This is a genomic window from Paraburkholderia sp. EB58 (genome assembly GCF_050436665.1).
In the GTDB taxonomy this organism is placed as follows: domain Bacteria; phylum Pseudomonadota; class Gammaproteobacteria; order Burkholderiales; family Burkholderiaceae; genus Paraburkholderia.
The window spans coordinates 31,123-54,434 of the sequence record NZ_JBNDMQ010000009.1; the positions used below are offsets into that span (position 1 = coordinate 31,123).

The following is a 23,312-nucleotide window of genomic DNA, read 5'->3' on the forward strand; positions in this document are numbered from 1 at the left end:
GGGCGGTCCTTGTGCCTGAGAGTTTCCGGGGCGGTTGCTCCGTCGGCGCCGTCAGCGCATTGCTGCGTGACAGTCTCTCCCGCGACAGCGTGTAGAACGGCGTAACGGTAGCTGTTGGCAATAAATCCGGCAAGCGTTTTTTTCGTGGTTGCGCTTTTTTCCTCGCGCGTTTCTCCCGTCTAACGACACGTTCGAAGCGCGTGTGCCGGGCCGCTGCGGCGCTGTCAGGCGACTGCGCGACCGTGGCTTTACTCGCCGCTTATTTGCAGATTACGCATCAATCGTATAACCTTGCTCAGGTTCGCCCGCCCAAATCCAACCATCGGCCACCGTGAAGGACATCCTCTCCCTCAAGCTCTACACGCGCGTCGCGCGGCTCGGCAGTTTCTCGGCGGCTTCGCGCGAATTCGGGCTGTCGCAATCGCAGGTGTCGCGCATCATCGCCGACCTGGAGAGCGACCTCGGTGCGCGCCTGCTCACGCGTACAACGCGCGCGGTCGTGCTGACTGATGCGGGCGCCGAGTTTTTGTCGCGTCTCGATCCGATCCTCATGGCGCTCGAAGATGCGGAGCAGAGCGTGCGCGAAGGCAGCGAACTGCGCGGCATTTTGCGCATGAGCATGCCGAGCAGCATCGCGATCCGCCACGTCATCCCGCGTGTCGCGCCTTTTCTGGCGCGTCATCCGGAACTGCGGCTACACGTGTTGCTGGGCGACCGCCCGCAGGATCTCGTCAAGGACGCGGTGGATGTCGCCATCCGCCTCGGGCGTCTCGTGGATTCAAGCGCCACGGCCACGCTGATCACGCAGATTCAGCGTGTGATCGTCGCGTCGCCTGACTACATTGAACGCCACGGCGCGCCGGTAACGCCTGATGAGTTGACACAACATCGCATCGTTGGCGGACCGGCGTCAGTGGTCCCCGCCGGATGGAGGTTTGCGCGTGCGGGCGAGGAGGTGGTGGTCGATCTGGAAGCGATTTTCTCGACCGACGAGAATGAGGGCGCGGTCGCTGCTGCGGCGGCGGGAATCGGCATCACTTCGACCAGCGAATGGGCTTGCCGCCGCGAACTGGATGAGGGCTCGCTCGTCAGGCTGCTGGTCGACTGGAAGACCGCCGACATCCCTGTGCACGCGTACTTTCCAATGGGCCGGGCAACCCGCGCCGCGGGACGCGCGGTTGTCGAGCATCTTATGGCCGAATTCAGGCGCGGACAGTACGCCGCCTCGCCATCTATGCATCCCATACATAAGACATAGCAGAAACGGATGGCTACCGCCGTTGGCGGCGCACTGTTATCTTTCCCTTCATGACGCAACCGGTTGATCGAGGCCGGGCTTGCCGACAAGTTGGCGTTCGGGCGCCCCTATATTGCCAACCCAGATCTGGTGGAACGGCTTGCCACGGGTGCGCCGCTGGCCGAGTTCGACTGGCACACGGTGTATGGGTCGGGTCCGCAAGGCTATTCCGACTATCCCGCGCTCCGCCTCGCCAATGCTTGACCAACATCGAGCGGCGATTTGATTCATTCACTTTCATCGAGACTGACATGAGCAAAACGACACCGGAACAGAACAAGGCCCTCGTCCTCGAGGCATTCGATACGCTTTTCAACAAGCGCGACTATGCGGCTGCCGAACGCTTCTGGTCGGATCGCTACATTCAGCATAGCGCGCATATTGCGCCGGGACGTGAAGGCCTGTTTGCACTGATCCGCTCGGCGCCCCACACGTTGCGCTACGAGAACCAGCTCATTGTGGCCGAAGGCGACTACGTGATCGCACACGGCCGCTTCTCGGGAAACGGCAGACCAGCCGCGTGGATCGCAGCGGACGTCGTACGCTTTGAAGACGGCAAGCTCGCCGAACACTGGGACGTGCTGCAAGACGAAGCAACTCAGGCGCAATCCGTAAGCGGCCTGCCGATGTTCGGCGACCGGTTCCCAGGTTAAGCACTAACGCATTCATTTCCGTAACACTAACCCTTGCAATATCACTAAGGACTCCGTCATGAAACTCAGCGGAAACACGATCTTTATTACGGGCGGCGGTTCGGGCATTGGCCGTGGACTGGCCGAGGCACTGCACCAGCGTGGCAACAAGGTGATCATCGCCGGACGCCGGCGTAGTCATCTCGACGAGGTGGTGGCCGCAAACCCCGGCATGGCGGCCATCGAGCTGGACATTACCGATGCCGCAGGCATCGAGCGAGTAGCGGCACAGCTGATCAAGGACTATCCCGATCTCAATGTGGTGATCAATAACGCGGGCATCATGCAGCCGGACACTTCCGCCGGCCGGGTCGACGATGCGCTGATGGTCTCCACCATCACGACCAACCTGATGGGGCCGATCCGTATGACGTCCGCGCTGATCGACCATCTCAAGACGAAGAACGATGCCGTGGTCGCCTATACCAGTTCGGTACTGGCGTTCGTGCCGCTGGCCGTGACGGCGGTGTATTCGTCGACCAAGGCGGCGTTGCACTCGTACGTCATGTCGCAACGCTTCATGCTGCGCGATACCACCGTGCGTGTACTCGAAATCGCGCCGCCGTGGGTGCGCACCGATCTGATGAACAGCCGCGAAGCCGAGCAGGCTATGCCGCTGGATGTGTATATCGATGAAACCATCGCCGTTCTCGGGACCGACTCGAGCGAGGTTCTGGTCGAAGGCGCCAAGCTGTTCCGCGGCAACCCCGGTCCGGGTGAGCATGATTTTGTGCACGGCTTTAACGCACAAATGGTGGAAGTGTTCTCGGGGTGAGCTAACGGATTTTAAGGGACCGCGGTTAGCCATAGAAATTAAGCATTGCTTATTTAATAGAATGAAGCCAAAGAAGGCTGCTGGAGAAACGTAAATGAACGAGCTGAAGATCTCGATACTCGGCACCGGCGACATGGGCGGCGCGATCGCCACGGCGCTCAGCCGCAGGACGCGCCACTCGCTACGGCTGCGCGGGGCGCAGCCTGGCAGCACGTCGGCGCTCAGGTTGATCGACGCGCTCGGCGTGACGGAAGCGTCGAAGGAGGACTTTCTCGCCAGCGATATCGTATTCGTCGTCGTACCGGCGGCGTCGATCGAGGAGGCGGCCGCCTTCTTGAACGGTTATCAAGGCATCGTGGTAGCAGTATCCGTATCGGGCAGCGTCGGACGGGATGGCCTGCCAAGTTCCGCTGAGCGCATTGCAACGGCACTGCCCGAGGCCACCGTGGTGAGCGCGTTTACGTCGATCTGGTCCAACGTCATTCGCGAGCCGGGTACGTCAGGCAAGACCAGTGTATTCGTCAGCTCGGACGACGATAACGCGAAAGAAGTAGTGTCGCGCCTCGCGACGGAACTCGGATTCGAGCCGATCAATGGCGGTGCGCTCTCGATGGCACTTTACGCCGAGGTGATGGGCATGTTCGCCGTGCGTCTTGCAATGGACTCAGGCTACGGCCGCACGATCAGTTTTCATGCTTTCAACGCCGGGTGACCAATGACCCAATCTATCGAGGCGCCGACCCACTCAGCCGCTCCTGTCGCAACCGGAAAGGCCCCTGGCGCCCTCTATTGGCTAGCGCTTGGAACATTTGCTGTCGGAACTGAGGGTTTCATGATCGCGGGATTGCTGCCGACAATCGCTGCCGATCTGGCTATCAAGGTTTCCACTGCCGGACAACTGGTCACAATCTTTGCACTCGCTTATGCGGTGAGCTCCCCCGTTCTCACTGCAGCACTAGGCGGGATAGACCGGCGGCGCCTGTTGATTTTTTCCCTGGGTGCATTTGCCGTCGCCAACCTCGTGGCCGCGAGCGCACATAGCTTTTGGACTCTAGCCGGTGCGCGCATCTTGCTTGCGTTGGCCGCAGGCCTCTATGTGCCCGGCGCGAATGCGCTCGCGAGCGCCCTCGTCACGCCTGAGCGCAGAGGGCGGGCGCTGGCGATCGTCAACGGCGGAATTACGATCGCCATCGCGGTCGGCGTGCCGATCGGTGCGTTGATTGGCGAACGGCTCGGCTGGCGGATGACCTTTGTGGGCGTCGCGGCGCTTTCCGCGCTGGCAACGGGCGCGCTGAAATTCGGACTGCCGGCTCATATCGGCGTTGGACTGCATACCGCCACGCTTCGCGAGCGCCTCGCCGTGGTCCGGCAACCCGCCGTGGCTCATGCTCTCACGACCACCACACTGTGGGCGATTGGCGCCTACACGGTCTACACGTACCTGGCTCCATACCTTAAAAATGCCACCACTGTCTCTGCGCCGCAGGTCAGCGTGATTTTGCTCATCTGGGGGCTTTCGGCTGCGGTCGGCGTTGCGCTCGGTGGCGTGTTCAGCGATCGGTATGGCCCGCGAGCGGTCCATATTACCGCGCTGTCGGTGCTGACCCTCGCTTTTGTCACGCTTTCGGTCTGCGCGCATTTCCTGTCGCCGGCCGCAGCAACACTTCCCGTTTGTGTGGCCATCGTTCTGTGGGGCGTTTCGGCCTGGAGCTTCTATCCACCGCAACAAGCCAGGTTGATCGGACTGGCCGGCCTGAAGGCGGCGCCTATCGCTTTGTCGCTGAACGCGTCGTTCATGTATCTGGGCTTTTCGCTCGGTGCGGGCATTGGCTCGGTCACACTCACATTGAGTAATACCGACAGTCTTGGCTATGTCGGTGCACTGTTCGAAGTCGGATCGCTGATACTGGTGCTGGTGTTGGCTTCGCGGCGTCGAGCATGAGGACATTTCAACGCAGGAGTAGCGGGGCGTCTGATCTTCTCGACCTGGCAGCCGGTTCCACTGCTCAAAGGACCTCAAACACACTGTAGACCGGGCCGTACGCAAACCGGTGGCCCGTACCCACTGCTATCACCCGGTTCAGCCATTCATACTTGCCGACGGGTGCTTCGAAGATCGGATTAATGCGGAAGTAATAGCTGGCCGGGTCGATTTCTTCGCCTCTTTCCAACCGCTGGATCACGTCAGTCGCGCCGTGGCGAATACCGCGGTAGGCCATCGTGATGTTCGTGCCGTCATCGGTCTGCAGGATCAGGCGCACATCGAGCGTGGTGCTGCCATCGCTGCGCACGGTCTGCCAGTCGCTGCCGCCATCCAGCACGTTGCCGGACAGGCGCTCACCGGCGAACGTGCCCGACGGCACGATCCCGATGCGTCGAAACGGGCCGGGCGTCGCGCCGACCATCACGATGGGTTTGACATCGAGGCGCATCACGAACAGCGGGCGCGTTTGCACACTTTGTAGCGGTGCGGGAAGCTCATCGAAAGCAGGAGTGGACATCGTATTCACCTTGAAAGTTGTGTGCATGCCGTTACAGTTAGGCCTTCAGGGCGGCTACTTCAGCGGCGAAAACTCTGTGGGACGCATGATCCTCGACTCCATGCTGACGAGGATATCAAGCGCTTTCACCTTGCGGCCGAAGTCCTGCCAGCGACTGTCGGCGGCCATGCGGTCGCGGCGTTCGATCCGATCGTCGAGGCTCTTATAAGACCAGATATGCACGATCTGGCTGATATCGCCTATCTCGGTCGTGAAGAAGCCGATCAGCTCGCCGAGAAATTCCTGCTGCAAGGACAAGCCTTCACTCTGGTACAACGCGAGCCAATCGGCGCCGCGCAGCGGCTTGAATGTATAAGTGCGGATTTCGTAAAGCATGTCTAGTTCCGTGAAAATATAATGGATAACTAAATAAATACCCATTTCTTTGGACCGGATAAAACATGTGTGACGGCCAGAGGGAGCGCTATGCGGCGCTCATGTGGCAATTACGCGGCGGTCCTGCCGCCATTGACCCTGAGAATCTCGCCAGTCATGAAGCTTGCCTTTTCTGACGCCACGAACACGATCGCCTCAGCGATTTCTTCGGGGGTTCCAGCACGCTTGAGTGGGACAGTCGCGAGCATGCCGGCCTTCCGTTCCGCGCTCGCCGTCAGCCGGTTCAGCATGGGGGTCTCAACAGGGCCGGGCGCGACGGCATTGACGCGCACGCCAAATGCCGCAGCTTCGAGCGCCGCCGACTTGGTGAGTCCCTCCACCGCATGCTTGCTGGCGACATACAGCGAGAGGCCGGCTGCACCACGCGCGCCCATGGTCGACGAGATGTTGATGATGCTGCCGCTGCCCTGCGCCGACATTATGCGCAGCTCGTGTTTCATCGCGAGCAGCGTGCCGAGCACATTGGTGTCGAATATGGCCGTGTAGCGCTCGGGCGTCTGCGCCAGCACCGGGGTCGATTCGCCCTCGGTGCCTGCGGAGTTCACGGCTATGTCCAGCCGGCCGAAGCGCGCGACGGTGGCATCCACCAGTTTGCTGACCTCGTCCTCGAAGCGCACGTCCGATTGCACGAACTCGGCTTGCGCGCCGGTGGCACGCAGCTCTTCAGCGAGTTGCAGGCCTTCTTCGACGCGGCGACCCGACACGACGATGCGGGCCTTGTCACGCGCAAAAGCAAAGGCAGTGGCGCGGCCGATGCCTGTGAGTGCGCCGGTGATGAGTACAACAGGTTGGCTTGTCATAGATGTTCCTTGATCGGTTCGCGCGAGCGATCCGTGTGGCCGCTCGCGCTGTAAGTCATGGTTTCCCGGCGCTCAGGCTTCCACCTCGATGGCGTCGACGCGGTCCGGATAGAAGGCGAGGTAACTCTTGATTGGCTCGACCGCCGCATACGGGTTCTCGTATGTCCACACTGCATTCACCGAGCGTTCGCCGCCCGACGGAATCGAGTAATACGAGCAGTCGCCCTTGTACGGGCAATACGTGGCATGCGTGGTGCGCTCAAGCAAGGTCATATCTACGTCCTTTCTCGGGATGTAGAGGACGGCTGGGTAAGCGGCCTCGCGCAGCGTCAGCGCTTCGCGGGTATCGGCGATCACGTTGCCGCCGAGCCTGACCACGATGTGCGCCGGGTTCGGCTCGATGGTGATGGGATGATCCGGGCTTGGGACTTTGACGGTTCTGCCTGCTGGGTTAAGGTTGCTTGACATCGAAACGCTCCTTGAATGGGTCGCCGTGCGCAAGGGCCAGGCGAAACCGGGCTGCGGGCCGCTGCCGCTCAGGCGGCAAACGGCATGAAGTCGATATACGCGCGTTCATCTCCGCCCCAGAACATGGCGGAAACGCTCGGGCAGATCCGGGTTCGACGAAAACCAGCGCCCGAATGCCACCTGCTGCCATGATGGGGCCTTTGAAGATTTTTCGCAGATACGATGACGCGACCGGCGCCAGCACGACACGATGCGAGAGGTCGAGCGCACCAACCTTGACCGGCGAAAGCAGCTGGAGATCGCTCACGTTCATTTCGTTGTCTTTATCAATGGAAATTGTCAGGAATTTCAGGGTACGACTGTTTTTTCAGGCTTTCACCGGTGGAGTCAGAGCTTCGAGCCGCCGTCGACATGTAACGTGTCGCCCGTCACCCAGCGTGCGTTGTCGGAGGCGAGGAAGGCGACCGCGCCGGCAATGTCGTCGGGTTGGGCAATGTGCTTGAGCGCCTGCATACCGAGCGTCATGTCGCGGCCCGCATCGGTTTTCGTGAAGTTCGACATATCGGTGGCGACTACACCGGGTGCGACGGCATTGACGCGGATGCCGCGTTCGCCGAGTGTGGAGGCGAAATGCTTGACGAGTGTATCGACAGCGCCTTTGGTGGCCGCATAAGCGGACAGCGCGCCGAGTGCGGAATGGGCAGCCAGCGAGGAAAGCAGCACGACGCTGCTGCGTTGTCCCAGTACCGGCAGCAGTTGCTGCACGAGGAAGTAGGGCGCCCGCACATTTACCGCGAACTGGTTGTCGAAATCTTCGACGGTGGTGTCTTCGATGCTCGCTGCCTTTGCGATGCCGGCGTTTGCGACGAGCACGTCCAGACGCTCGCCGACGTACTCGCGCACCTGCTTCGCGAGTGTATGCGGACCGTCAGCCGCGCGCAGATCCGCGCTGACTTTCTGGGCCTTGCCGCCGGTTGCACGGATTTCCGCGACCACTGCCTCGGCTTCCTTCTCTCCGCTGCTGTAATGGACGAGTACCTCTGCGCCCTGTTTGGCGAGTGCGAGCGCGCTGGCACGGCCAATACCGCGGGAAGCGCCGGTGACGAGGGCGATCTTGCCGTTCAGATTAGTCATGATCAATCTCCTGGGAGGTTAAAAGCTGCTGTGCTTGCGGAGTGCGGATGCACGCCGGCTAACCTGTGAGCCGGAGCTGCGGCGTCTGGTTTAAGACCGGTTTGCGTCGCTGCCATGGAAGCTAATCTAATGGCGCGTGGGGCAAAGGAAAAAGACTTTGTGGGCTGGTGGCCATGCCTCACGGGCATGCCTTCGCGATGCGACTCATGATTGTTCGCGCCGCGCAGCCCAATACGTCGCGGTAGAGCAGGGCGTCAGGAAGTTGAAAGTATGCGGCCGCACGCATGGCTGGGATTCGGTGCTGGTCCACGGGACGGACGTTAGAGCATGCGATGACCCGCACTTGCGTGTCTCGCTTGCAGCGCTCGCAATGCTGTTAGCAGTGACCTGGGATCGAAGTGCCTGCGGTAATCCACATCGATGAAGGCGAGCACGACGGTGCCGTCGCGGTCCAGCAGGTACGTGGCGGGCAGCGGCACGAGCCACGTACCTGCTTTCCTCGTCGACGGCGGCGCATAGCCGAGCGCTTCATACCGCGGGCGTAGGCCTGCGGGCAGCTCAAACGCGAGGCCGTATGCCCGCGCGATCTTCATGTCGGGGTCCTGCAATTCACGCATCGGCAGCGGCGTGCTGCGCGCAGCGGCGTTGCAGGGCGGTGCGATCGACACAGCGCACGCGCCGAGCGCGCTCACGTCCCGGTAGGTAGCAGCAAATTCCGCGAAACCCTCTTCACCGAACGAACACCACGTGCCGCGGGAAAAGTGCAGCACAACGGGCCCCTTGCTCAGCAGGTTTTCGAGTGCCACCTGATTTCCGCTGGCGTCTGCGAGGGTGAAGAGCGGCGCGCGTGCGCCGGCGCGCAGCGCGTGCGAGGCGGCTTCCGTTGAGGCGGCCATCGTCATCGCGGCGACGGAGTCCGCCGGTGAAAGGGCCGTGTTTTCTTGCGTCGGCAGTGCTGACATAAACACCTCTAAGAGCCTCTGAATGCAGGCAATAAGCTCGTTAATGTCAATTTATCCATTCCACAGGCAGAACAGAAGGTGCAGAATCGGATAGGACTTATTCCAGAGGAGAATCATGATGGACCGCCTTGCGGCGATCGAGATTTTCATTCGCGTGGTCGACACCGGCTCGTATTCTGCCGCGGCACGACACTACGACGTCGGCCAGCCTGCGGTCTCGAAGGCGATCGCGCAGCTTGAGGAGTGGCTCGGCGTCAAGCTGCTGCTGCGCACCACGCGCGCGCTCACGCCGACGGAGGCGGGCACCAGCTTCTACCAGCGCGCAAGACGCGCTGTCGAAGAGGCCGACGAGGCGGTGCTGGCCGCACGTGGCACCGCCTCCGGTCTGGCTGGCAAGTTGCGGGTCTCGGCGGCCGTCTGCTTTGCGCGGTTGCATATCGTGCCCAGGCTGCCGGAATTTCTAGCGCAGCACCCGAACCTCGAACTTGAACTGGTGCTGGACGACCGCAACATCGACCTCGTCGAAGAGGGGATCGACCTGGCGCTACGCATGGGCGTGCTGGCCGACTCCAATATGACGGCGCGCAGGCTCGCCGAGGCGCGCCGACGGGTCGTTGGCACCCCTGAGTATTTTGAGCGTGAAGGGATTCCCACGGAGCCTGCCGATCTGCTCGCACATCGGGCGGTCATCTATACCCGCGACGGCGGCGGAGAAGAATGGAAGTTTCGCAAAGAGACTGCCGAGGTGTCCGTCAAAATGCAGGGACAGGTGAAAATCACGGCCACCGAAGGCGTGCGCGCGGCCGTGATTGCCGACATGGGGCTTGCCATTGCGTCCGAATGGGCTTTCACGCCGGAGTTGAAGTCCGGCAAGGTGGTGTCCGTAATGGACGATTGGATGCTTCCGACAATCAGCCTCTCGGCGGTCTATCCAACCGGACGGCTCGCGAGTACCAAGGCAAGGCAGTTCGCTACGTTCGTCGAGACTTGCCTCGCTGATGAAGCCGCGTGACAACCACAGCTAATCACGAGGCGCGACCCGACATGTCACCCGCCTGAAGGCCGCACAGGGCGGCAAATTCACTTACTGCGTCAGACCGTGCCTTCGAGATATTCGATCGCTTCGGCCAGCACCATTTGCGCAGCATTAGCCGGACGAGCCGCCGTGCGGCCGGCCGGTCCATACACTGCGTCGCCGCGTACGATGCTGTTTCCGGTGAGCGCACACACCCCTTGCGACCGCGCGATCCGCCGGATCCAGAGCTGCTCGCAATAGTTGGCCGCAGTGGAGTCGCGCCAGGTAATCGATACGGACTTCGGGCTGAAACGCTCGACAAAGGTCACGACGGCGCTTTCCGCGAGGTCCGCTGGGGCCCGTGCACGATCGGCCGCGGCACTGCGCCGTGCGCGACCGATGCACTCGCGCCCGGAGCGAGACGCGGGCTGGCGCAGTTCCTCCGCAGCGGCCTGACTGGCCTCATTCACTTTCGCTTCGCTTACGCTGGCCGCGTTCGACACCGGCTCGGCGCCATCCTTGAGCCCTGCAATGACGAAAGCCCATGGGTCGCCAAGGCGGGCAGGCGTCAATGTGGACGCCATCGCGGGCGCTGCAACGGCCGGCAACGCCTCGGCGTTCGACGAGAAGACGCGCTCAGTGGCGTCATGACGCTGGGTAGCATCGACCTTCAGAGATCGATTGCGTGTCGCGGCTCGCTTATGCGTGGCCGCGAAGTCTGACCCGGTTCCTGTTCCGTTCACGTCGAATCCTTTGTTTGGCTCTATCCTCGCGGACAGATCGGCCTGTAACGATGTGCTGTGGCAACTCACTTCGGCGCCCGCTGCTGCGCGGAGACGCCAATGCCCGTCGTGGCGGCAAGCGGCACAACGGGGCGTAGAGTGTGGGTGCCTTTGGCGACACCCTTGACCGCATGATATCGACTGGCTTAAACCGGATAAATACGCGTTCCCTGAAAACTCCGTTTGGGTTCGGCTAACAATCGCCGATGGGCAGATGGGGCGCGGTTGCGCCCCATCTGCGTCAAACGGTGACGACGATCTTGCCGAACTGGCCGTTCTTCTCCAGATAGCGGTGGACTTCCACGATGTCGTCGAACTTAAAGGTACGATCAATGACCGGCTTGAGTGCGCCGCTTTCCAGGCCTTTAAGGACAAATTCCACTGCGGCCTTGCGGCGAGTTTCGTCGCCGCTCGTCAGCCAGATGTTATGCGCCTTGACGGTGGTGACCTTGGCGATCATGTCGAGAACCGGCAGTGGCGTGACTTCGGTGCTGAGTGCACCGTAGATAAACGCAATGCCCCCAAACGAAAGGGCCGCAATCAGCTTGGCAAAGGTTGGGCCGCCGACCGGGTCGAACGCGACCCGTGCTCCGTTGCCGCCGGTGATGCGCATCACTTCCTGCACCAGATCGGATTCTTCCGTGGCGATCACGTGCGCCGCGCCGGCTTCGAGCAACTGGCCACGCTTTTCCGACGTGCGGGTCAGTGCAATTGTCGTTGCGCCCGCGTAGTTGGCGATCTGGATCGCCGCGAGGCCCACGCTGCTGGAGGCGGCAGGAATGATGACGAAATCGCCCTTCGTGACCTTCGCATCTTCGATGAGCGCGCCGTAGGCCGTGACGAACATCATCCATACCGAGGCAGCGTCGCTGTACGAGAGCGTCTTCGGATGCTTCACGACCGCGTAGTCCGGCGCAATGATGACCTCGCCATACGTCGAGTACTGGTTCATCGAGAACGACGGGATGACGCTGACGTCGTCGCCGACTGCAATGCCGCTCACGCCCGGACCGACCGCATCGACCACGCCTGCGGCTTCGTACCCGAGGCCCGCCGGAAACTTGACCGGCTCGATATAGATGTCGGTGCGCCACATGGCTTCGGCACGGTTGATACCGATTGCCTTGACGTTAATGCGAACTTCATTCGGCCCGGGGGCGCGGACCTGTTGCTCGACGAATTCCAGCACTTCGGGACCGCCGGCTTTTGCAAACTGAATCGTGCGTGACATGTAAACCTCGTGATCTAACTGGATGATGAAGAAGTAACGCGCTGAGCGTATTGAGTCTAGTGCAGGGTTACGCCGTCGCAAGGGCTTCGTAAGCGCGGAAGTCCGAGTAATTCGTCTCATCGCCGCCCCAGAAGGCGGAGCGGACATGAGGCGTGAGCGGCAGGTCGTGCTTCAGGCGGTACGGCAAGTCCGGATTTGATGAGAAGTGGCGGCCAAACGCTACCAGGTCTGCATCGCCCGACGCGACGATGGCTGCGGCGCTTGCACCGTCGAAGCCACCGGCAGCGATAATCGGTCCCGTGAAATGAGGACGTAGATACTTCACTGCGACCGGGGCGTGACCTTCATGCAGCGTATCGTCGCCCTTGACGCGCGGTTCGATCACGTGCAGGTAAGCGAGGCCATATCCGTCGAGCACCTTTGCCACGTAACTGAAGGTGGCTTCAGGATTGCTATCGGAGATGCCACCCCATTCGCCGGAAGGCGAGATCCGCACGCCCACGCGCCTGGCACCAAACACGGAGATCAGCGCTTCGACCGCTTTACGCAGGAACCGTACACGGTTTTCGATCGGGCCGCCGTAGGCGTCCGTGCGCTTGTTGGTGCCGTCCTGAATGAACTGGTCCACCAGATAGCCGTTCGCGCCATGCAGTTCGACGCCGTCGAAGCCTGCGTCGAGCGCGCGTTGAGCGGCCACCCGAAAATCTTCGATGATGCCGGGGATCTCTTCGATCTCCAGTGCGCGATGCGGTGAAGCGGGGACGAAGCCATCCTTGGTCAGCGCGACGCCATCGAACGGTACGACCGAGGGCGCCACCGGCGCGATACCACCGGTCATTTCCACATGGCTTTGCCGGCCGCCGTGGATGAGCTGCATGAAGACGCGGCCACCCTTGGCATGAACGGCATCGGCGATGGCCTTCCAGCCTTCCGTCTGGCCGTCGTGATAGAAGCTCGCGGCGCCCAGGTAGGAGCGGGCCGTGATCGAAATGCTGACGCCTTCGACGATTTCGAGGCCGCCTTCCGAGGCGCGCTGGCCGTAGAAATCGGCCATCATCGGGCTGGGAATGTCGCCGGGCTGGATGGTGCGCAGACGGGTCATCGGCGCCAGAACGACCCGATGGGAGAGGGCGTAAGCACCGACCTTCGTGGGAGTGAACAAGTGAGCCATGATCTTTCCTTGGGTAGCTAGTGAGGACTGGGACGTTCGACACAGTGCCGATTCGTTGATGGAGAATTTATCCATTCCTTAAGGCTTGGAGAAGACTCGGAATCGGATATGAATCATTCCAATCGGGGATGAGTGTCGGCGTGACGCAAAAGCGAGCCGTTACAGCCAAGGATGAGAGTTAATCTGGATAACGAAACAAATAGAAACGGTGCCGGTCCCATCGCGCTCGTCGAGCACTGGTGGTGAGTGGGCTCAATACTGGTTAAGGAATGCTTATTAAAGTCTCAAACCGCCGTCGACGCATAACGTCTCGCCGGTGATCCAGCGCGCGGCATCCGAAGCCAGAAAAACCACAGTGCCGCCGATGTCCTCGCACTGCGCGATGTGCTTTAACGTCTGCATCTCGAGGGTGGCCTCGCGGCCACTCTCCGTTGTCGCGCGAGCCGACATGCCCGTCGCCACAACGCCCGGTGCGATGGCATTCACGCGCACACCACGGCCGCCGAGCGCCAGCGCAAAATGTTTGACGAGCGTGTCGATTGCGCCTTTGGTTGCCGCATAGGCCGACAGCGAGCCGACCGACGCATGTGCCGCCAGCGATGAAACCAGTACGACGCTGCTGCCTTTGCACATCGCCGGCATGAGTTGCTGCACGAGGAAGTAGGGCGCGCGCACGTTCAACGCGAACAGTTCGTCGAAATCGTCGACGGTGGTGTCTTCAATGCTGGCGTCCTTCGTCACGCCCGCACTGGCCACGAGGATATCCAGCCGGGCGCCGATCACGACACGCACTCGCCTTGCCAGCCCGTGCGGCCCGTCCGGCGTGCGCAGATCTGCCGCGACCTTCTCAGCGTGACCTCCCGCTGCGCGGATCTGCGCGACCACTTCGTTTGCCGCCTTATCTTCGTGGCAGTAATGCACGAGCACCTGGGCGCCGGCCTTCGCGAGGGCCAGCGCGCTGGCGCGGCCAATGCCACGTGAGGCACCCGTGACGAGCGCCGTTTTGCCATTGAGAGGGCTCATAAGTCAGATTCCTGGCGTTCAGTGCCAACCGGTGATCACAACAAGAGACCTGTCCATACCTGGTGCCCCGGCGATATAGATCGCAGGCATGGAGCGGAGCCGGTACCGCGCCGTCGTGCTCAAGGGGCTGCCGCCGCCTCTCCGTCTGATGGCTAATCTAGCGAGGACTTGCGGAAAGTTAAAAGACTTTGTAGGCTGGCTGGCATGCCTGCGAGGCATGGATCAGCACCGAGGGCCTATGGAACTTCGCCATTTGCGGTATTTCATCGCCGTAGCCGAGACGGGTAGCCTGACGGTGGCAGCTGAACGCCGGCTGTACACCTCGCAACCGTCGCTGAGCCGCCAGATCCGCGATCTGGAAGAGGAGGTAGGCGCCGAGTTGTTCAATCGCAGTGCGCGCGGGGTCGAGCTGACGGCGGCGGGCAAGGCGTTTCTCGACCACGCGCGGCTCGCGCTATCCCAGGTTGACGCTGCAACCGAGGCGGCGCGGCGTGCGTCGCAACCCACCAAGCAGGTCTTTGCACTCGGTTTTCTGACGGGCCAGGAAATGACGTGGCTGCCACGCGCCATGCAGGTGCTGCGCGACGAGTTGCCAAAGATCGACGTGACGGTGTCGAGCCACTATTCGCCGGATCTGGCCGACGCCGTGGCGCGCGGCAAGCTCGACCTCGCGTTCTTGCGCGCCGAACCGGGATTCGATCTCGACTATCGGGTGGTGAGCCGCGAGAAACTCATCGTACTAATGCCGAGCGATCATCCCCTGACCGAACGCGACAGTATTCGTCCCGAGGATTTCAAGGGCGAGCCCTTCATCCTCGCGACGAACAAGGCTACGGTGTTGAATAAGGTGATCTTGAGGTATCTGCGCGATAACGCGATTGAGGTCACGCCCGAACACGGGGTCGACAATCTCGCCATGGCGATGTCGCTGGTGGCGTCCACGCGCGGGCTCGCGTTGCTGCCGGAGTACGCGAACAATCTGCTGCCGTGGTCGGTGGTGAGCCGTCCGCTCGAAGGCGAGGCGCCGACAGTCGATCTGGTGATCGGCTACAGCCGGTCGAATACGTCTCCTGTGCTGCAGCTGTTTCTTTCCAGAGCAGATGAATTGGTGATGTGACGGCCATCAAAGCCGTTGCCAGGCCGGCAGACGTTCTGCGGCTTTCTTCACAACGCAAACCGCTGCAAACGATAGGATCATCACAAATATCGCGATCATTGTTGCAATTCTCCCGTCGAATGCCGGTTGAATAGGGGCTAAATGTTATTGACGCATCATTTGCATGATGCGAAGATCACAACACAGTTCGCGGCCCGATCGCGAAGCATAAGAATTCGTCATGCCGACGAAGGAGACACAGGATGAGTGAGCCGGTTGCGGTCGCGGCCGCTTCATCGCCTCGCGTGCCATTGATCCGCGTTACAGGCGTCACCAAGAAGTTCGGTGGCGTGCAGGCGCTGCGTGGCGTCAATCTGGAAGTTCTGCCGGGTGAAGTGCATGCACTGCTCGGCGAAAATGGCGCGGGCAAATCCACCCTCATCAAGATACTGAGCGGCGTTCACACGTACGACGAAGGTTCGATCGAAATCGCCGGCCAGAAGGTCGCGTTCGAGTCGCCGGCGAAGTCGCGCGAGGCGGGCGTTGCGGTCGTCTATCAGGACCTGAGTCTCGTCGAATCACTGTCTGTTGGAGCCAATCTGATGCTCGGCCGCGAGCCGCGCACCCGGCTTGGCTTTGTCAGGCATCGCGAACTGATGGCGCAGGTCAGCGCCTTTCTGCGCGAACACAATATTCCGCTCGATCCACACGTACCCGTCGATTCGCTGCCGTTTGCCTACCGGCAGATGACGGAGATCTGCAAGGCGCTGATGGGTGACGTGCGCGTGCTGATCCTCGACGAACCGACGTCCGCGCTAACGGGCGGCGAAGAACAGATTCTCTTCGACGCAATTCGCACGGTGACGGAGCGCGGCGTCGGTGTGATCTATGTGACGCACCGCTTAAACGAGGTATTTCGCATTTCGCAGCGCGTGACCGTGTTCCGCGACGGGGCGAACGCCGGCCAGTTCGCCACAGCCGAGACCGACATGAAGCAACTCGTCGCGGCGATCGTCGGCCCGCGTCATGCGGCCATGCAGGCCAGACAGGAAACCTCGACCGGCGCGGCGGCGCAAGCAGCGCGCGGCGCAGACGAACGAACTGGTGTGCAGGTTGCATCACACGGCGCACCGCAGTTTCAACAAAGCGCGCCAGTGCTAACGCTTTCGAACGTGAGCAACGCGCGGCTCTCCGGCGTGAATTTCTCCGTGCGCAAGGGTGAAGTGCATGGCCTGGCAGGACTGATCGGCAGCGGTCGCACGGAAATCCTGCAGACGATCTTCGGACTGCTGCCGATTTACCAAGGCACTATTGAACTCGACGGCGAGCCGCTTGCCGTGCGCCGCCCCGCCGACGCGATCCGGCGCGGCATCGCGCTCGTGCCTGAAGACCGCCATCTGCAAGGCCTCGTGCTCGAGCATTCGATCGAACGCAATCTGACCTTGCCGCGCCTGCCGCAGTTTTCGCGCGGCGGCTGGCTGCTCGCGAAAGCCGCAGCACTTCAGGCCCGCACGGCGATGAAGCAACTTTCCGTGAAGGCGCCCGATGCGTCGACGCATGTGAAGTTTCTCTCCGGCGGCAACCAGCAGAAGGTCGTGTTCGCCAAATGGAATCACCCGCGGCCGAAGCTGTTGCTGCTCGATGAGCCGACCGTCGGCGTCGATGTAGGCGCGCGCGAAGAAATCTACGGCGTGGTGCACGACGCGGCGCTTGCCGGCACGGCCGTCGTTGTGGTGTCGTCGGATCTGGACGAACTGTTGCGGCTATGCGACCGCATCTCCATCGTGGTGGACGGCACGATCGGACGAACCGTTGAGCGCGGACAGATTCGCCACACGGAAGAACTACACCATCTCATTCAACTTTCCCGGCCTACTGAAGAGCTTGCAACATGAAGGAGTCCGTTTCGCCAATGCCCGCCGAGCAACAGGCCACCCAGCGTCGCGGACGCATGGGGCGCATTGCGCAGCTTCTGCTGCAGGGCGATCGTCCGTACATGCTGTATATCGCGTTTGCGATTCTGCTGGTGGTGTTCAGCTTCGCCTCGCCATGGTTCCTGTCGATCGACAACTTCCTGAATATCGGGCGGCAAACGGCGCTCGTGTCGATCATCGCGATCGGCATGACGTTCGTGATCATCGCGCGGCAGATCGATCTTTCGGTGGGATCGGCGCTGGCCTTGTCGGGCATGTCGGCGGCACTCGCGATGTCGCATATCAGCGATAGCTGGATCGTTGGCGCGATTGCGGGCATCGGCACGGGCGCGATTGTCGGCGCAATCAACGGCCTGGTCACGACGCGCCTCTCCATTCCGTCGTTTCTGGTTACGCTCGGCACGCTGAGCGCGGCGCGCGGTCTCGCGCTGATGGTCACCACGACGCGGCCCGAGATCATCACCAACGACAGGTTTATCGCGATCTTCGGCGAAGGCGATATTGCCGGCGTGCCGGTGCCGATCCTATGGACACTGCTCGCCGTGATCGGCGGCATTCTGCTGCTGCACTACAGCGTGTTCGGCCGCCAGGTGTATGCGGCGGGCGGCAATCCGACCGCCGCGCTCTATTCGGGCATCAACATTCGCCGCGTGACGACGCTCGCTTTCGTGCTGACCGGCGCGCTGGCCGGTCTCGCCGCGCTCGTGCTGGCCGCGCGTTCGCATGCGGCGCGGCCGGACGTCGTACAGGGCATGGAACTCGACGTGATCGCGTCCGTTACGCTTGGCGGCTGCAGTCTGTTCGGCGGACGCGGCTTCATTCTTGGCACGCTGCTCGGCAGTCTCATCATCGGTACGCTGAATAACGGCCTCGTGCTGCTCGGCGTAAGTTCGTCGCTGCAACTCGTCATCAAGGGCGTCATCATCGTCGCGGCAGTCGCGTTCACCCGCAAGTGAGTATTGAACGGTCAGAGTAAATGGGTCTTTCGCGCATGCGACGTGGCGCGGCAGGCCCCGAAGGGCAATTTCAAAAACGGCTGGAGACGCGGTACAACACGACCAACGGAGGAAAGTCATGAACTATCGTCGTGGATCAGGAGTGAGGCTAGCGGGTGTCGCGGTGGCGACGCTTATGGCCATGTGCTGTTCGCAGGCATTTGCGCAGGCATGCACGAGTCTGCCTGTAAATTCGATTGGACCGAAGGGTATCGTCGGGCAGGGACCGAACGGTGAGAAGGCATCGTCCGTCGATGCCGTCAAGCTGACGGATGCCGAGGCCGCGAAGGTGAAGGCCGGCAACTTCAAAGTCGGCATTTCGATGCAGACAATGAACCTCGACTGGTCGCAATTGCAGGTCCAGGGCATCACCGACACGCTGAAGAAATACGGCGTGGAAGTGATCGGCACGGCGTCGGCCGAGTATCAGGTCGACAAGCAGATTGCCGACATCGAAAACACGATCCAGCGCCATCCGAACGGCATCATCTCGATTCCGGTCGACGGCACGGCTACGGCTGCGACTTACAAGAAAGTCTCGCAGGCGGGCATCAAGCTCGTGTTCATGGACAACGTACCGACGGGCCTGAAGCACCCGGAGGAGTACTCAGCGATGGTCTCGGCAGATAGCGAGGGCAATGGCCAGATCGCGGCGAAGGTGCTGGCATCGTGCGTGCCGAAGGGCGGCACGGTCGGTCTCGTAAACTTCGGTGTCGATTACTTCAGTACGACGGAGCGCACGAAGGCCGTCAACGACTGGATGAAGAAGAATCGTCCGGACATCAAGATCAAACAGGTCGCCTTCACGGACCCGTCGAAGGTCGGTCAGATCGCGGGTGACTTCCTCACCGCCAATCCGGACGTGAAGGGCGTGTTTGCCGTGTGGGACCAGCCCGCGCTCGATACACTGACGTCGATGCGCGCGCAAGGCATCAATACGCCTATGACGACGGTCGACCTCGGACTCGAATCGGCAATCGAAATTGCCAAGGGCGGCCCGCTCAAGGCGACGGGTTCGCAGCGTCCGTACGATCAGGGCGTGGCCGAAGCGATGGCGATGATGAAGGCGCTGATCGGCCAGACGCCGCCGGCGTGGATCGGCGTGCAATCGCTGCCCGTTGTGCAGTCCAACGTGCTCGAATCGTACAAAACGGTGTTCAAAAAAGATCCGCCGCCGCAACTGGCTGATGCATGCAAGAAGGCAGCGCCCGCTTGCGGTTGATGATCTGAAGACGATTTAACGCGTTTGTTTGAGAGCGAAGCCCTAACGGGCTTCGCTCACGCCTCGCCATCTCATTCGTCTCCCGGCACCCCGTAGCTCGGCGCTACGGTCGGATTTAACGCCCGCGTCAGGTAGTCCTGCATTTGCGGTCGATAGGCCTGCCACAGCGCGTCCAGTTGTCCGATTGGGTCTGTTTCCTCCCAGTCGACGCGCAGATCGACGATCGGCCAGATCACGTCGCCCATCACCTTGAGCGCCGCCGAGTGCACGGGTCCGGCTTCACCACCCGCCGCGAGCGCGGCGCGCATCGCCGACAGCAGGCGGTCGGCCAGCACGCCGGGTGTCTTCTCGAATGCCTGAACCATGGCTTCTATCACCTCCGCGCCCGCCAGCATGTTGCCCGCGGCGACGCACTGGTCACCCGCCACCGCGTTGTGCACGCCCAGCGCTTCTTTACCCGTAAAAAACGCGGTACGGCCCTGGCTATCGATCACCGTCACCTGTCGATACTGGCTCCAGCCGTTCGCGTTGAGCGCCCGGTCCAACGCTGTCACTGGTTCGAACTGCTGATTTTCCAACAGGTCGAGAATCTGTGGGCCAAGCGCAGGCAAGGTGACGTTCTGTGTCGCCACCGCCCCAACGCCCGCGCGTAGCCAGGGGCATCGGGCGCCTACCGAAATACTGGAAGAACTGATGGCAACCCCCAGCTGACCAGTCTCCGGACAACGTCCGATGATCGAGAATGTCATGTCCTGCTTCTTAACCCTGATTGGGCTTCCAGTTATCCGGAATCACCGCGATCACGTCGATCTCCATCAGCCACTGGGGCTGACCCAGGGCGCTGACCACGAGGCCGGTGGAAATGGGGAAGACTCCCTTTAGCCATTTGCCGACTTCCTGATACACCGGCTCGCGATAACGAGGGTCGATCAGGTAAGTGGTGGTTTTGACGATATGCGAGAGGTCGCTACCCGCTTCCTCGAGCAATTGCTTGACGTTCTTCATCGCCTGCTCGGCCTGCGCCCGCGGATCGCCAAGCCCAACCAGGTTACCTTCGAAATCCGTGCCCACCTGCCCGCGCACATAAACGGTGTTGCCGGCCCGCACGGCCTGGCAAAGGTCGTTATCCAGTGACTGGTTGGGGTACGTCTCCTTGGTGTTGAACATGCGGATGCGGGTGTGCGTAGGTTGGTTCATCATGCGCCTTGATGTCAGTCGAGAAGGTGAGCCAGATGTTGTGAGTCAGGTCGTGCGCCACCAGGTCCCGTCTTCTGACAGTCGTCTGCCTGACGCTGCGACGCATCGCGATACGCGAGATATCTGCGCTGCGTGGCAATGTGATCCGCAATGTGCATGGCGTCGTGCCAAACACCCCAGATGAAACTGGAGCCCCGACGCGACAACCACGGCAGACCGAGAAAATAGACGCCGGGTTCGGTCGAAACGCCCCGTTGATGTTGAGGTTTACCGTTGGCGGCGAAAGCGTTGACGTTCAGCCAGTTGTAGTCGACCGTATAACCCGTTGCCCAGACGATCGAGGTCACGCCAGTCTCGACGAGGTCGAGTTCGCGAAGCGGATGGGTCACGCATTGCGGATCGGGGAGCGTATTGCGAGCCTCAGGTTCTTCCGGAAGGTCCAGTCCATTGCGGGCGATATAGGCATCAGCGGCATCGAGCACCGCCATATAGTTCTCGTCGCCGCGAGCGAGGTTACCTGCAAGATCCGGTTCGAAGGCGACGACGCCGCGCTCGAACGACTTCGTCAAGCCGACAAGCGTGATGCCCTGATTCGCAAGCGCCCGGAAGTCGACCGTCTGACCGCCACGCGCACCGCTCACAGCAATAGTGACGTGCTCCCTGCCTGGCGTAGCGACCTCCTTGTCCCATTCGCCAAGGACGCCCAGCCACCAGCAGTAATCACGATTGCGATAGGAGCGTGGCGGACGATCGTGTGGTCCAACCGACAGATACACCTTCTTGCCAGAGCGCTGCAGTTCATCGGCGATCTGCACCCCTGACGATCCGGCGCCCACCACCAGAACGGCACCCTCGGGCAATTGGCCGGGATTGCGGTAATCGGCCGAGTGGATCTGCGTGAGTCTCCCGTCTTGTGGCGCGATCGGTGGAATCAAGGGCCGCTGGAACGCACCGGTAGCAACCACCACACGGTTGGCCTCGACAACGCCCTCCGATGTCTCAACGGTGAAGCCGGGCCGGCCCGCGCTACGCACCACTTTCTTTACCTCCACACCGGTGCGGATGGGAGCGTTGAATTGCCGCGCATAAGCTTCGAAATAGTCGGCGACCCGCTCTTTCGAGGGGAAGGCGTCGGGATCGAGATCGTCGAATTCCAGACCCGGAAACCGGTCATGCCAGGCCGGGCCATTGGCAACCAGAGAATCCCAGCGTCCCGTGCGCCAGCGTTCGGCGATACGGCTGCGCTCCAGGACGAGGTGCGGCACGCCTTGCTTGCTCAGGTGTTCGCTCATGGCCACGCCGGCCTGGCCGGCGCCCACAACCAGCGTATCGATTGACGTTGTTTCAGCGGTCATGGCCATTCCCTTCTGAGAGGCAGCTGGATTTGGATCGGTCATGGCTTCGCCGCCGGTGTAAAGGCGGCCGTCGCGGAAAGCGATCCATGCGATGAATGCAATCTACGCCCGCATTGCGCATCCGAAAAACATATTTCAAAAATGCAATTCATGGCTTTTACCTATGCAAACGGATTTCTGGCGGCGCACAATCGCGACAAATGACACGCCGAGGGGCACGCGATGGAAGTGGGTCAATTGCACTATTCGTTGCGGCAGTTACGGTACTTCGTGGTCACCGCGGAAGCGCTGTCCTTCACCGCCGCGGCGAAGAAACTGCATATCTCGCAGCCGTCGATTTCGACCGCGCTAGCCGATCTGGAGGCGTCTTTCGGTGTGCAGTTGTTCATCCGCCATCATGCGAGCGGTCTGTCGCTGACGCAGGCCGGTCGCGACATGCTCGGACAGGCGCGCAATCTTCTGAAGAACGCGGAAGAACTGCAGTCCGCCGCGCGCGAGATGGACGGCGGCATGTCCGGTGCAATCGCGCTCGGCTGTATGGTCTCGCTTGCGCCACCGGTCATGCCGGCGCTCATCAGCCGCTTCATTGCGAGCCACTCTGGCGTCAACTTCCGCACCGAGGAAGCGCATCAGGATGACCTGCTGCGAGGCCTGCGCGACGGTACGCTCGATCTCGCGCTCACCTACAGCCTCGACCTCACCGACGAAATTGCGTTCACGCCACTCATCTCGCTGCCGCCCTACGTCATCCTGCCGAAGCTGCACCGGCTCGCCCGCGCGCGGGCCGTCTCGCTGACCGAACTGCTCGACGAACCGTATGTGATGCTCGACCTGCCGCACAGCCGCGAATACTTCGCGGGGCTGTTCGACGCGGTTGGCTCGCGGCCCGTGCCCGCGTTCCGTTCGTCGCAGCCGGAAGTAGTGCGCGGGATGGTGGCGAACGGGCTCGGCTATAGCATCCTGAACTTCCCGTTGAAGTTGCTCAGGACCGTGGACGGGGCGAACTTCGTGATCAAACAGTTCAAGGAAGACGTGACGGCGACGACGCTCGGCATCGCGCAATCGCGCGAGCTGAAACCGCGCCAGTTAGTGAAGCGCTTTGCGGAGTTCTGCGAAACGCATATCCGCGAACTGCATCGCAATGTCTGAACCGGCGCGCTTGCGCAGGGGGCATGTGCGACTGCATAGGAAAAAACTGGCTTTTACATCCGAAAACAATATTTTGGC

The 23,312-nt window shown here is 61.5% G+C and carries 26 protein-coding genes; 12 read left to right on the top strand and 14 right to left on the bottom strand.

Annotation, left to right across the window (positions count from 1 at the left end; translation table 11 throughout):
* Nucleotides 1-331 precede the first annotated feature (331 nt).
* The 6 genes from P3T40_RS14900 (at nt 332) to P3T40_RS14925 (ending at nt 4,706) form a co-directional block, all read left to right on the top strand.
* A complete protein-coding gene (locus P3T40_RS14900) occupies nt 332-1,258 on the top strand; it encodes a LysR substrate-binding domain-containing protein (protein WP_429268484.1) in 927 nt (308 codons plus the stop codon).
* A gap of 63 nt (nt 1,259-1,321) precedes the next feature.
* On the top strand, nt 1,322-1,501 hold the full coding sequence (locus P3T40_RS14905; RefSeq protein ID WP_429268485.1) for a hypothetical protein: 180 nt from the start codon (nt 1,322-1,324) through the stop codon (nt 1,499-1,501).
* A 47-nt stretch (nt 1,502-1,548) separates the two neighbouring features.
* The gene (locus tag P3T40_RS14910; protein WP_429268486.1) at nt 1,549-1,950 is read left to right on the top strand and encodes a nuclear transport factor 2 family protein; all 402 of its coding nucleotides are present in this window, start codon (nt 1,549-1,551) and stop codon (nt 1,948-1,950) included.
* Between the two features lie 58 nt (nt 1,951-2,008).
* Complete coding sequence (locus P3T40_RS14915) at nt 2,009-2,764, top strand: SDR family oxidoreductase (RefSeq protein WP_429268487.1); 756 nt, start codon at nt 2,009-2,011, stop codon at nt 2,762-2,764.
* Between the two features lie 94 nt (nt 2,765-2,858).
* Nucleotides 2,859-3,476 (top strand): NADPH-dependent F420 reductase, encoded by a 618-nt coding sequence (locus P3T40_RS14920; protein WP_429268488.1) that lies wholly within the window; start codon nt 2,859-2,861, stop codon nt 3,474-3,476.
* 3 nt (nt 3,477-3,479) lie between these two features.
* The gene (locus P3T40_RS14925; RefSeq protein WP_429268489.1) at nt 3,480-4,706 is read left to right on the top strand and encodes an MFS transporter; all 1,227 of its coding nucleotides are present in this window, start codon (nt 3,480-3,482) and stop codon (nt 4,704-4,706) included.
* Between the two features lie 64 nt (nt 4,707-4,770).
* On the opposite strand, the gene P3T40_RS14930 is transcribed toward P3T40_RS14925, so the two are convergent.
* The 7 genes from P3T40_RS14930 to P3T40_RS14960 form a co-directional block, all read right to left on the bottom strand.
* Nucleotides 4,771-5,265 (bottom strand): DUF3237 domain-containing protein, encoded by a 495-nt coding sequence (locus P3T40_RS14930; protein ID WP_429268490.1) that lies wholly within the window; start codon nt 5,263-5,265, stop codon nt 4,771-4,773.
* Nucleotides 5,266-5,319: 54 nt separating this feature from the next.
* Nucleotides 5,320-5,640, bottom strand: a complete 321-nt coding sequence (locus P3T40_RS14935; RefSeq protein WP_429268491.1) for an NIPSNAP family protein — start codon at nt 5,638-5,640, stop codon at nt 5,320-5,322.
* Between the two features lie 110 nt (nt 5,641-5,750).
* Nucleotides 5,751-6,500, bottom strand: a complete 750-nt coding sequence (locus P3T40_RS14940; RefSeq protein ID WP_429268492.1) for an SDR family NAD(P)-dependent oxidoreductase — start codon at nt 6,498-6,500, stop codon at nt 5,751-5,753.
* Nucleotides 6,501-6,572: 72 nt separating this feature from the next.
* Nucleotides 6,573-6,968 (bottom strand): DUF427 domain-containing protein, encoded by a 396-nt coding sequence (locus tag P3T40_RS14945; RefSeq protein ID WP_429268493.1) that lies wholly within the window; start codon nt 6,966-6,968, stop codon nt 6,573-6,575.
* The gene (locus P3T40_RS14950; protein ID WP_429268494.1) at nt 6,952-7,275 is read right to left on the bottom strand and encodes a hypothetical protein; all 324 of its coding nucleotides are present in this window, start codon (nt 7,273-7,275) and stop codon (nt 6,952-6,954) included. Before P3T40_RS14950 ends, P3T40_RS14945 begins: the two co-directional genes overlap by 17 nt.
* Nucleotides 7,276-7,355: 80 nt before the next feature.
* Nucleotides 7,356-8,102, bottom strand: coding sequence for an SDR family NAD(P)-dependent oxidoreductase (locus P3T40_RS14955; RefSeq protein WP_429268495.1), 747 nt, complete (start codon nt 8,100-8,102; stop codon nt 7,356-7,358).
* Nucleotides 8,103-8,422: 320 nt separating this feature from the next.
* On the bottom strand, nt 8,423-9,064 hold the full coding sequence (locus P3T40_RS14960) for a peroxiredoxin-like family protein (RefSeq protein ID WP_429268496.1): 642 nt from the start codon (nt 9,062-9,064) through the stop codon (nt 8,423-8,425).
* Nucleotides 9,065-9,182: 118 nt separating this feature from the next.
* On the opposite strand from P3T40_RS14960, the gene P3T40_RS14965 reads away from it, so the two are divergent.
* Nucleotides 9,183-10,076 carry a LysR family transcriptional regulator gene (locus tag P3T40_RS14965; RefSeq protein WP_429268720.1) on the top strand — a complete coding sequence of 298 codons (894 nt, stop codon included), beginning with the start codon at nt 9,183-9,185 and terminating at the stop codon, nt 10,074-10,076.
* A gap of 80 nt (nt 10,077-10,156) precedes the next feature.
* On the opposite strand, the gene P3T40_RS14970 is transcribed toward P3T40_RS14965, so the two are convergent.
* The 4 genes from P3T40_RS14970 to P3T40_RS14985 all read right to left on the bottom strand — a co-directional run bounded on the left by P3T40_RS14970 (nt 10,157) and on the right by P3T40_RS14985 (nt 14,286).
* The gene (locus P3T40_RS14970) at nt 10,157-10,822 is read right to left on the bottom strand and encodes a DUF3331 domain-containing protein (protein WP_429268497.1); all 666 of its coding nucleotides are present in this window, start codon (nt 10,820-10,822) and stop codon (nt 10,157-10,159) included.
* A 280-nt stretch (nt 10,823-11,102) separates the two neighbouring features.
* On the bottom strand, nt 11,103-12,092 hold the full coding sequence (locus P3T40_RS14975) for a zinc-dependent alcohol dehydrogenase family protein (protein ID WP_429268498.1): 990 nt from the start codon (nt 12,090-12,092) through the stop codon (nt 11,103-11,105).
* A gap of 67 nt (nt 12,093-12,159) precedes the next feature.
* Nucleotides 12,160-13,263, bottom strand: a complete 1,104-nt coding sequence (locus P3T40_RS14980; protein ID WP_429268499.1) for an alkene reductase — start codon at nt 13,261-13,263, stop codon at nt 12,160-12,162.
* A 276-nt stretch (nt 13,264-13,539) separates the two neighbouring features.
* On the bottom strand, nt 13,540-14,286 hold the full coding sequence (locus tag P3T40_RS14985) for an SDR family NAD(P)-dependent oxidoreductase (RefSeq protein ID WP_429268500.1): 747 nt from the start codon (nt 14,284-14,286) through the stop codon (nt 13,540-13,542).
* 238 nt (nt 14,287-14,524) lie between these two features.
* Between P3T40_RS14985 and P3T40_RS14990 the strand changes: the two genes are divergently transcribed.
* The 4 genes from P3T40_RS14990 to P3T40_RS15005 all read left to right on the top strand — a co-directional run bounded on the left by P3T40_RS14990 (nt 14,525) and on the right by P3T40_RS15005 (nt 19,533).
* The gene (locus P3T40_RS14990) at nt 14,525-15,403 is read left to right on the top strand and encodes a LysR family transcriptional regulator (RefSeq protein WP_429268501.1); all 879 of its coding nucleotides are present in this window, start codon (nt 14,525-14,527) and stop codon (nt 15,401-15,403) included.
* 242 nt (nt 15,404-15,645) lie between these two features.
* On the top strand, nt 15,646-17,277 hold the full coding sequence (locus P3T40_RS14995) for a sugar ABC transporter ATP-binding protein (protein ID WP_429268502.1): 1,632 nt from the start codon (nt 15,646-15,648) through the stop codon (nt 17,275-17,277).
* Nucleotides 17,274-18,272 carry an ABC transporter permease gene (locus P3T40_RS15000; RefSeq protein ID WP_429268503.1) on the top strand — a complete coding sequence of 333 codons (999 nt, stop codon included), beginning with the start codon at nt 17,274-17,276 and terminating at the stop codon, nt 18,270-18,272. Before P3T40_RS14995 ends, P3T40_RS15000 begins: the two co-directional genes overlap by 4 nt.
* Nucleotides 18,273-18,390: 118 nt before the next feature.
* Complete coding sequence (locus tag P3T40_RS15005; RefSeq protein WP_429268504.1) at nt 18,391-19,533, top strand: substrate-binding domain-containing protein; 1,143 nt, start codon at nt 18,391-18,393, stop codon at nt 19,531-19,533.
* 71 nt (nt 19,534-19,604) lie between these two features.
* Here P3T40_RS15005 and P3T40_RS15010 read toward each other — a convergent pair whose 3' ends face one another.
* The 3 genes from P3T40_RS15010 to P3T40_RS15020 are packed head-to-tail and all read right to left on the bottom strand — an operon-like array spanning nt 19,605 to nt 22,085.
* The gene (locus P3T40_RS15010; protein ID WP_429268505.1) at nt 19,605-20,282 is read right to left on the bottom strand and encodes a DUF1028 domain-containing protein; all 678 of its coding nucleotides are present in this window, start codon (nt 20,280-20,282) and stop codon (nt 19,605-19,607) included.
* A gap of 10 nt (nt 20,283-20,292) precedes the next feature.
* Entirely contained in the window at nt 20,293-20,730 is a 438-nt protein-coding gene (locus P3T40_RS15015) for a RidA family protein (protein WP_429268506.1), read from the bottom strand.
* A gap of 14 nt (nt 20,731-20,744) precedes the next feature.
* A complete protein-coding gene (locus P3T40_RS15020; RefSeq protein WP_429268507.1) occupies nt 20,745-22,085 on the bottom strand; it encodes a flavin-containing monooxygenase in 1,341 nt (446 codons plus the stop codon).
* 222 nt (nt 22,086-22,307) lie between these two features.
* On the opposite strand from P3T40_RS15020, the gene P3T40_RS15025 reads away from it, so the two are divergent.
* Entirely contained in the window at nt 22,308-23,234 is a 927-nt protein-coding gene (locus P3T40_RS15025; RefSeq protein WP_429268508.1) for a LysR family transcriptional regulator, read from the top strand.
* The last annotated feature ends 78 nt before the right edge of the window (nt 23,235-23,312 follow it).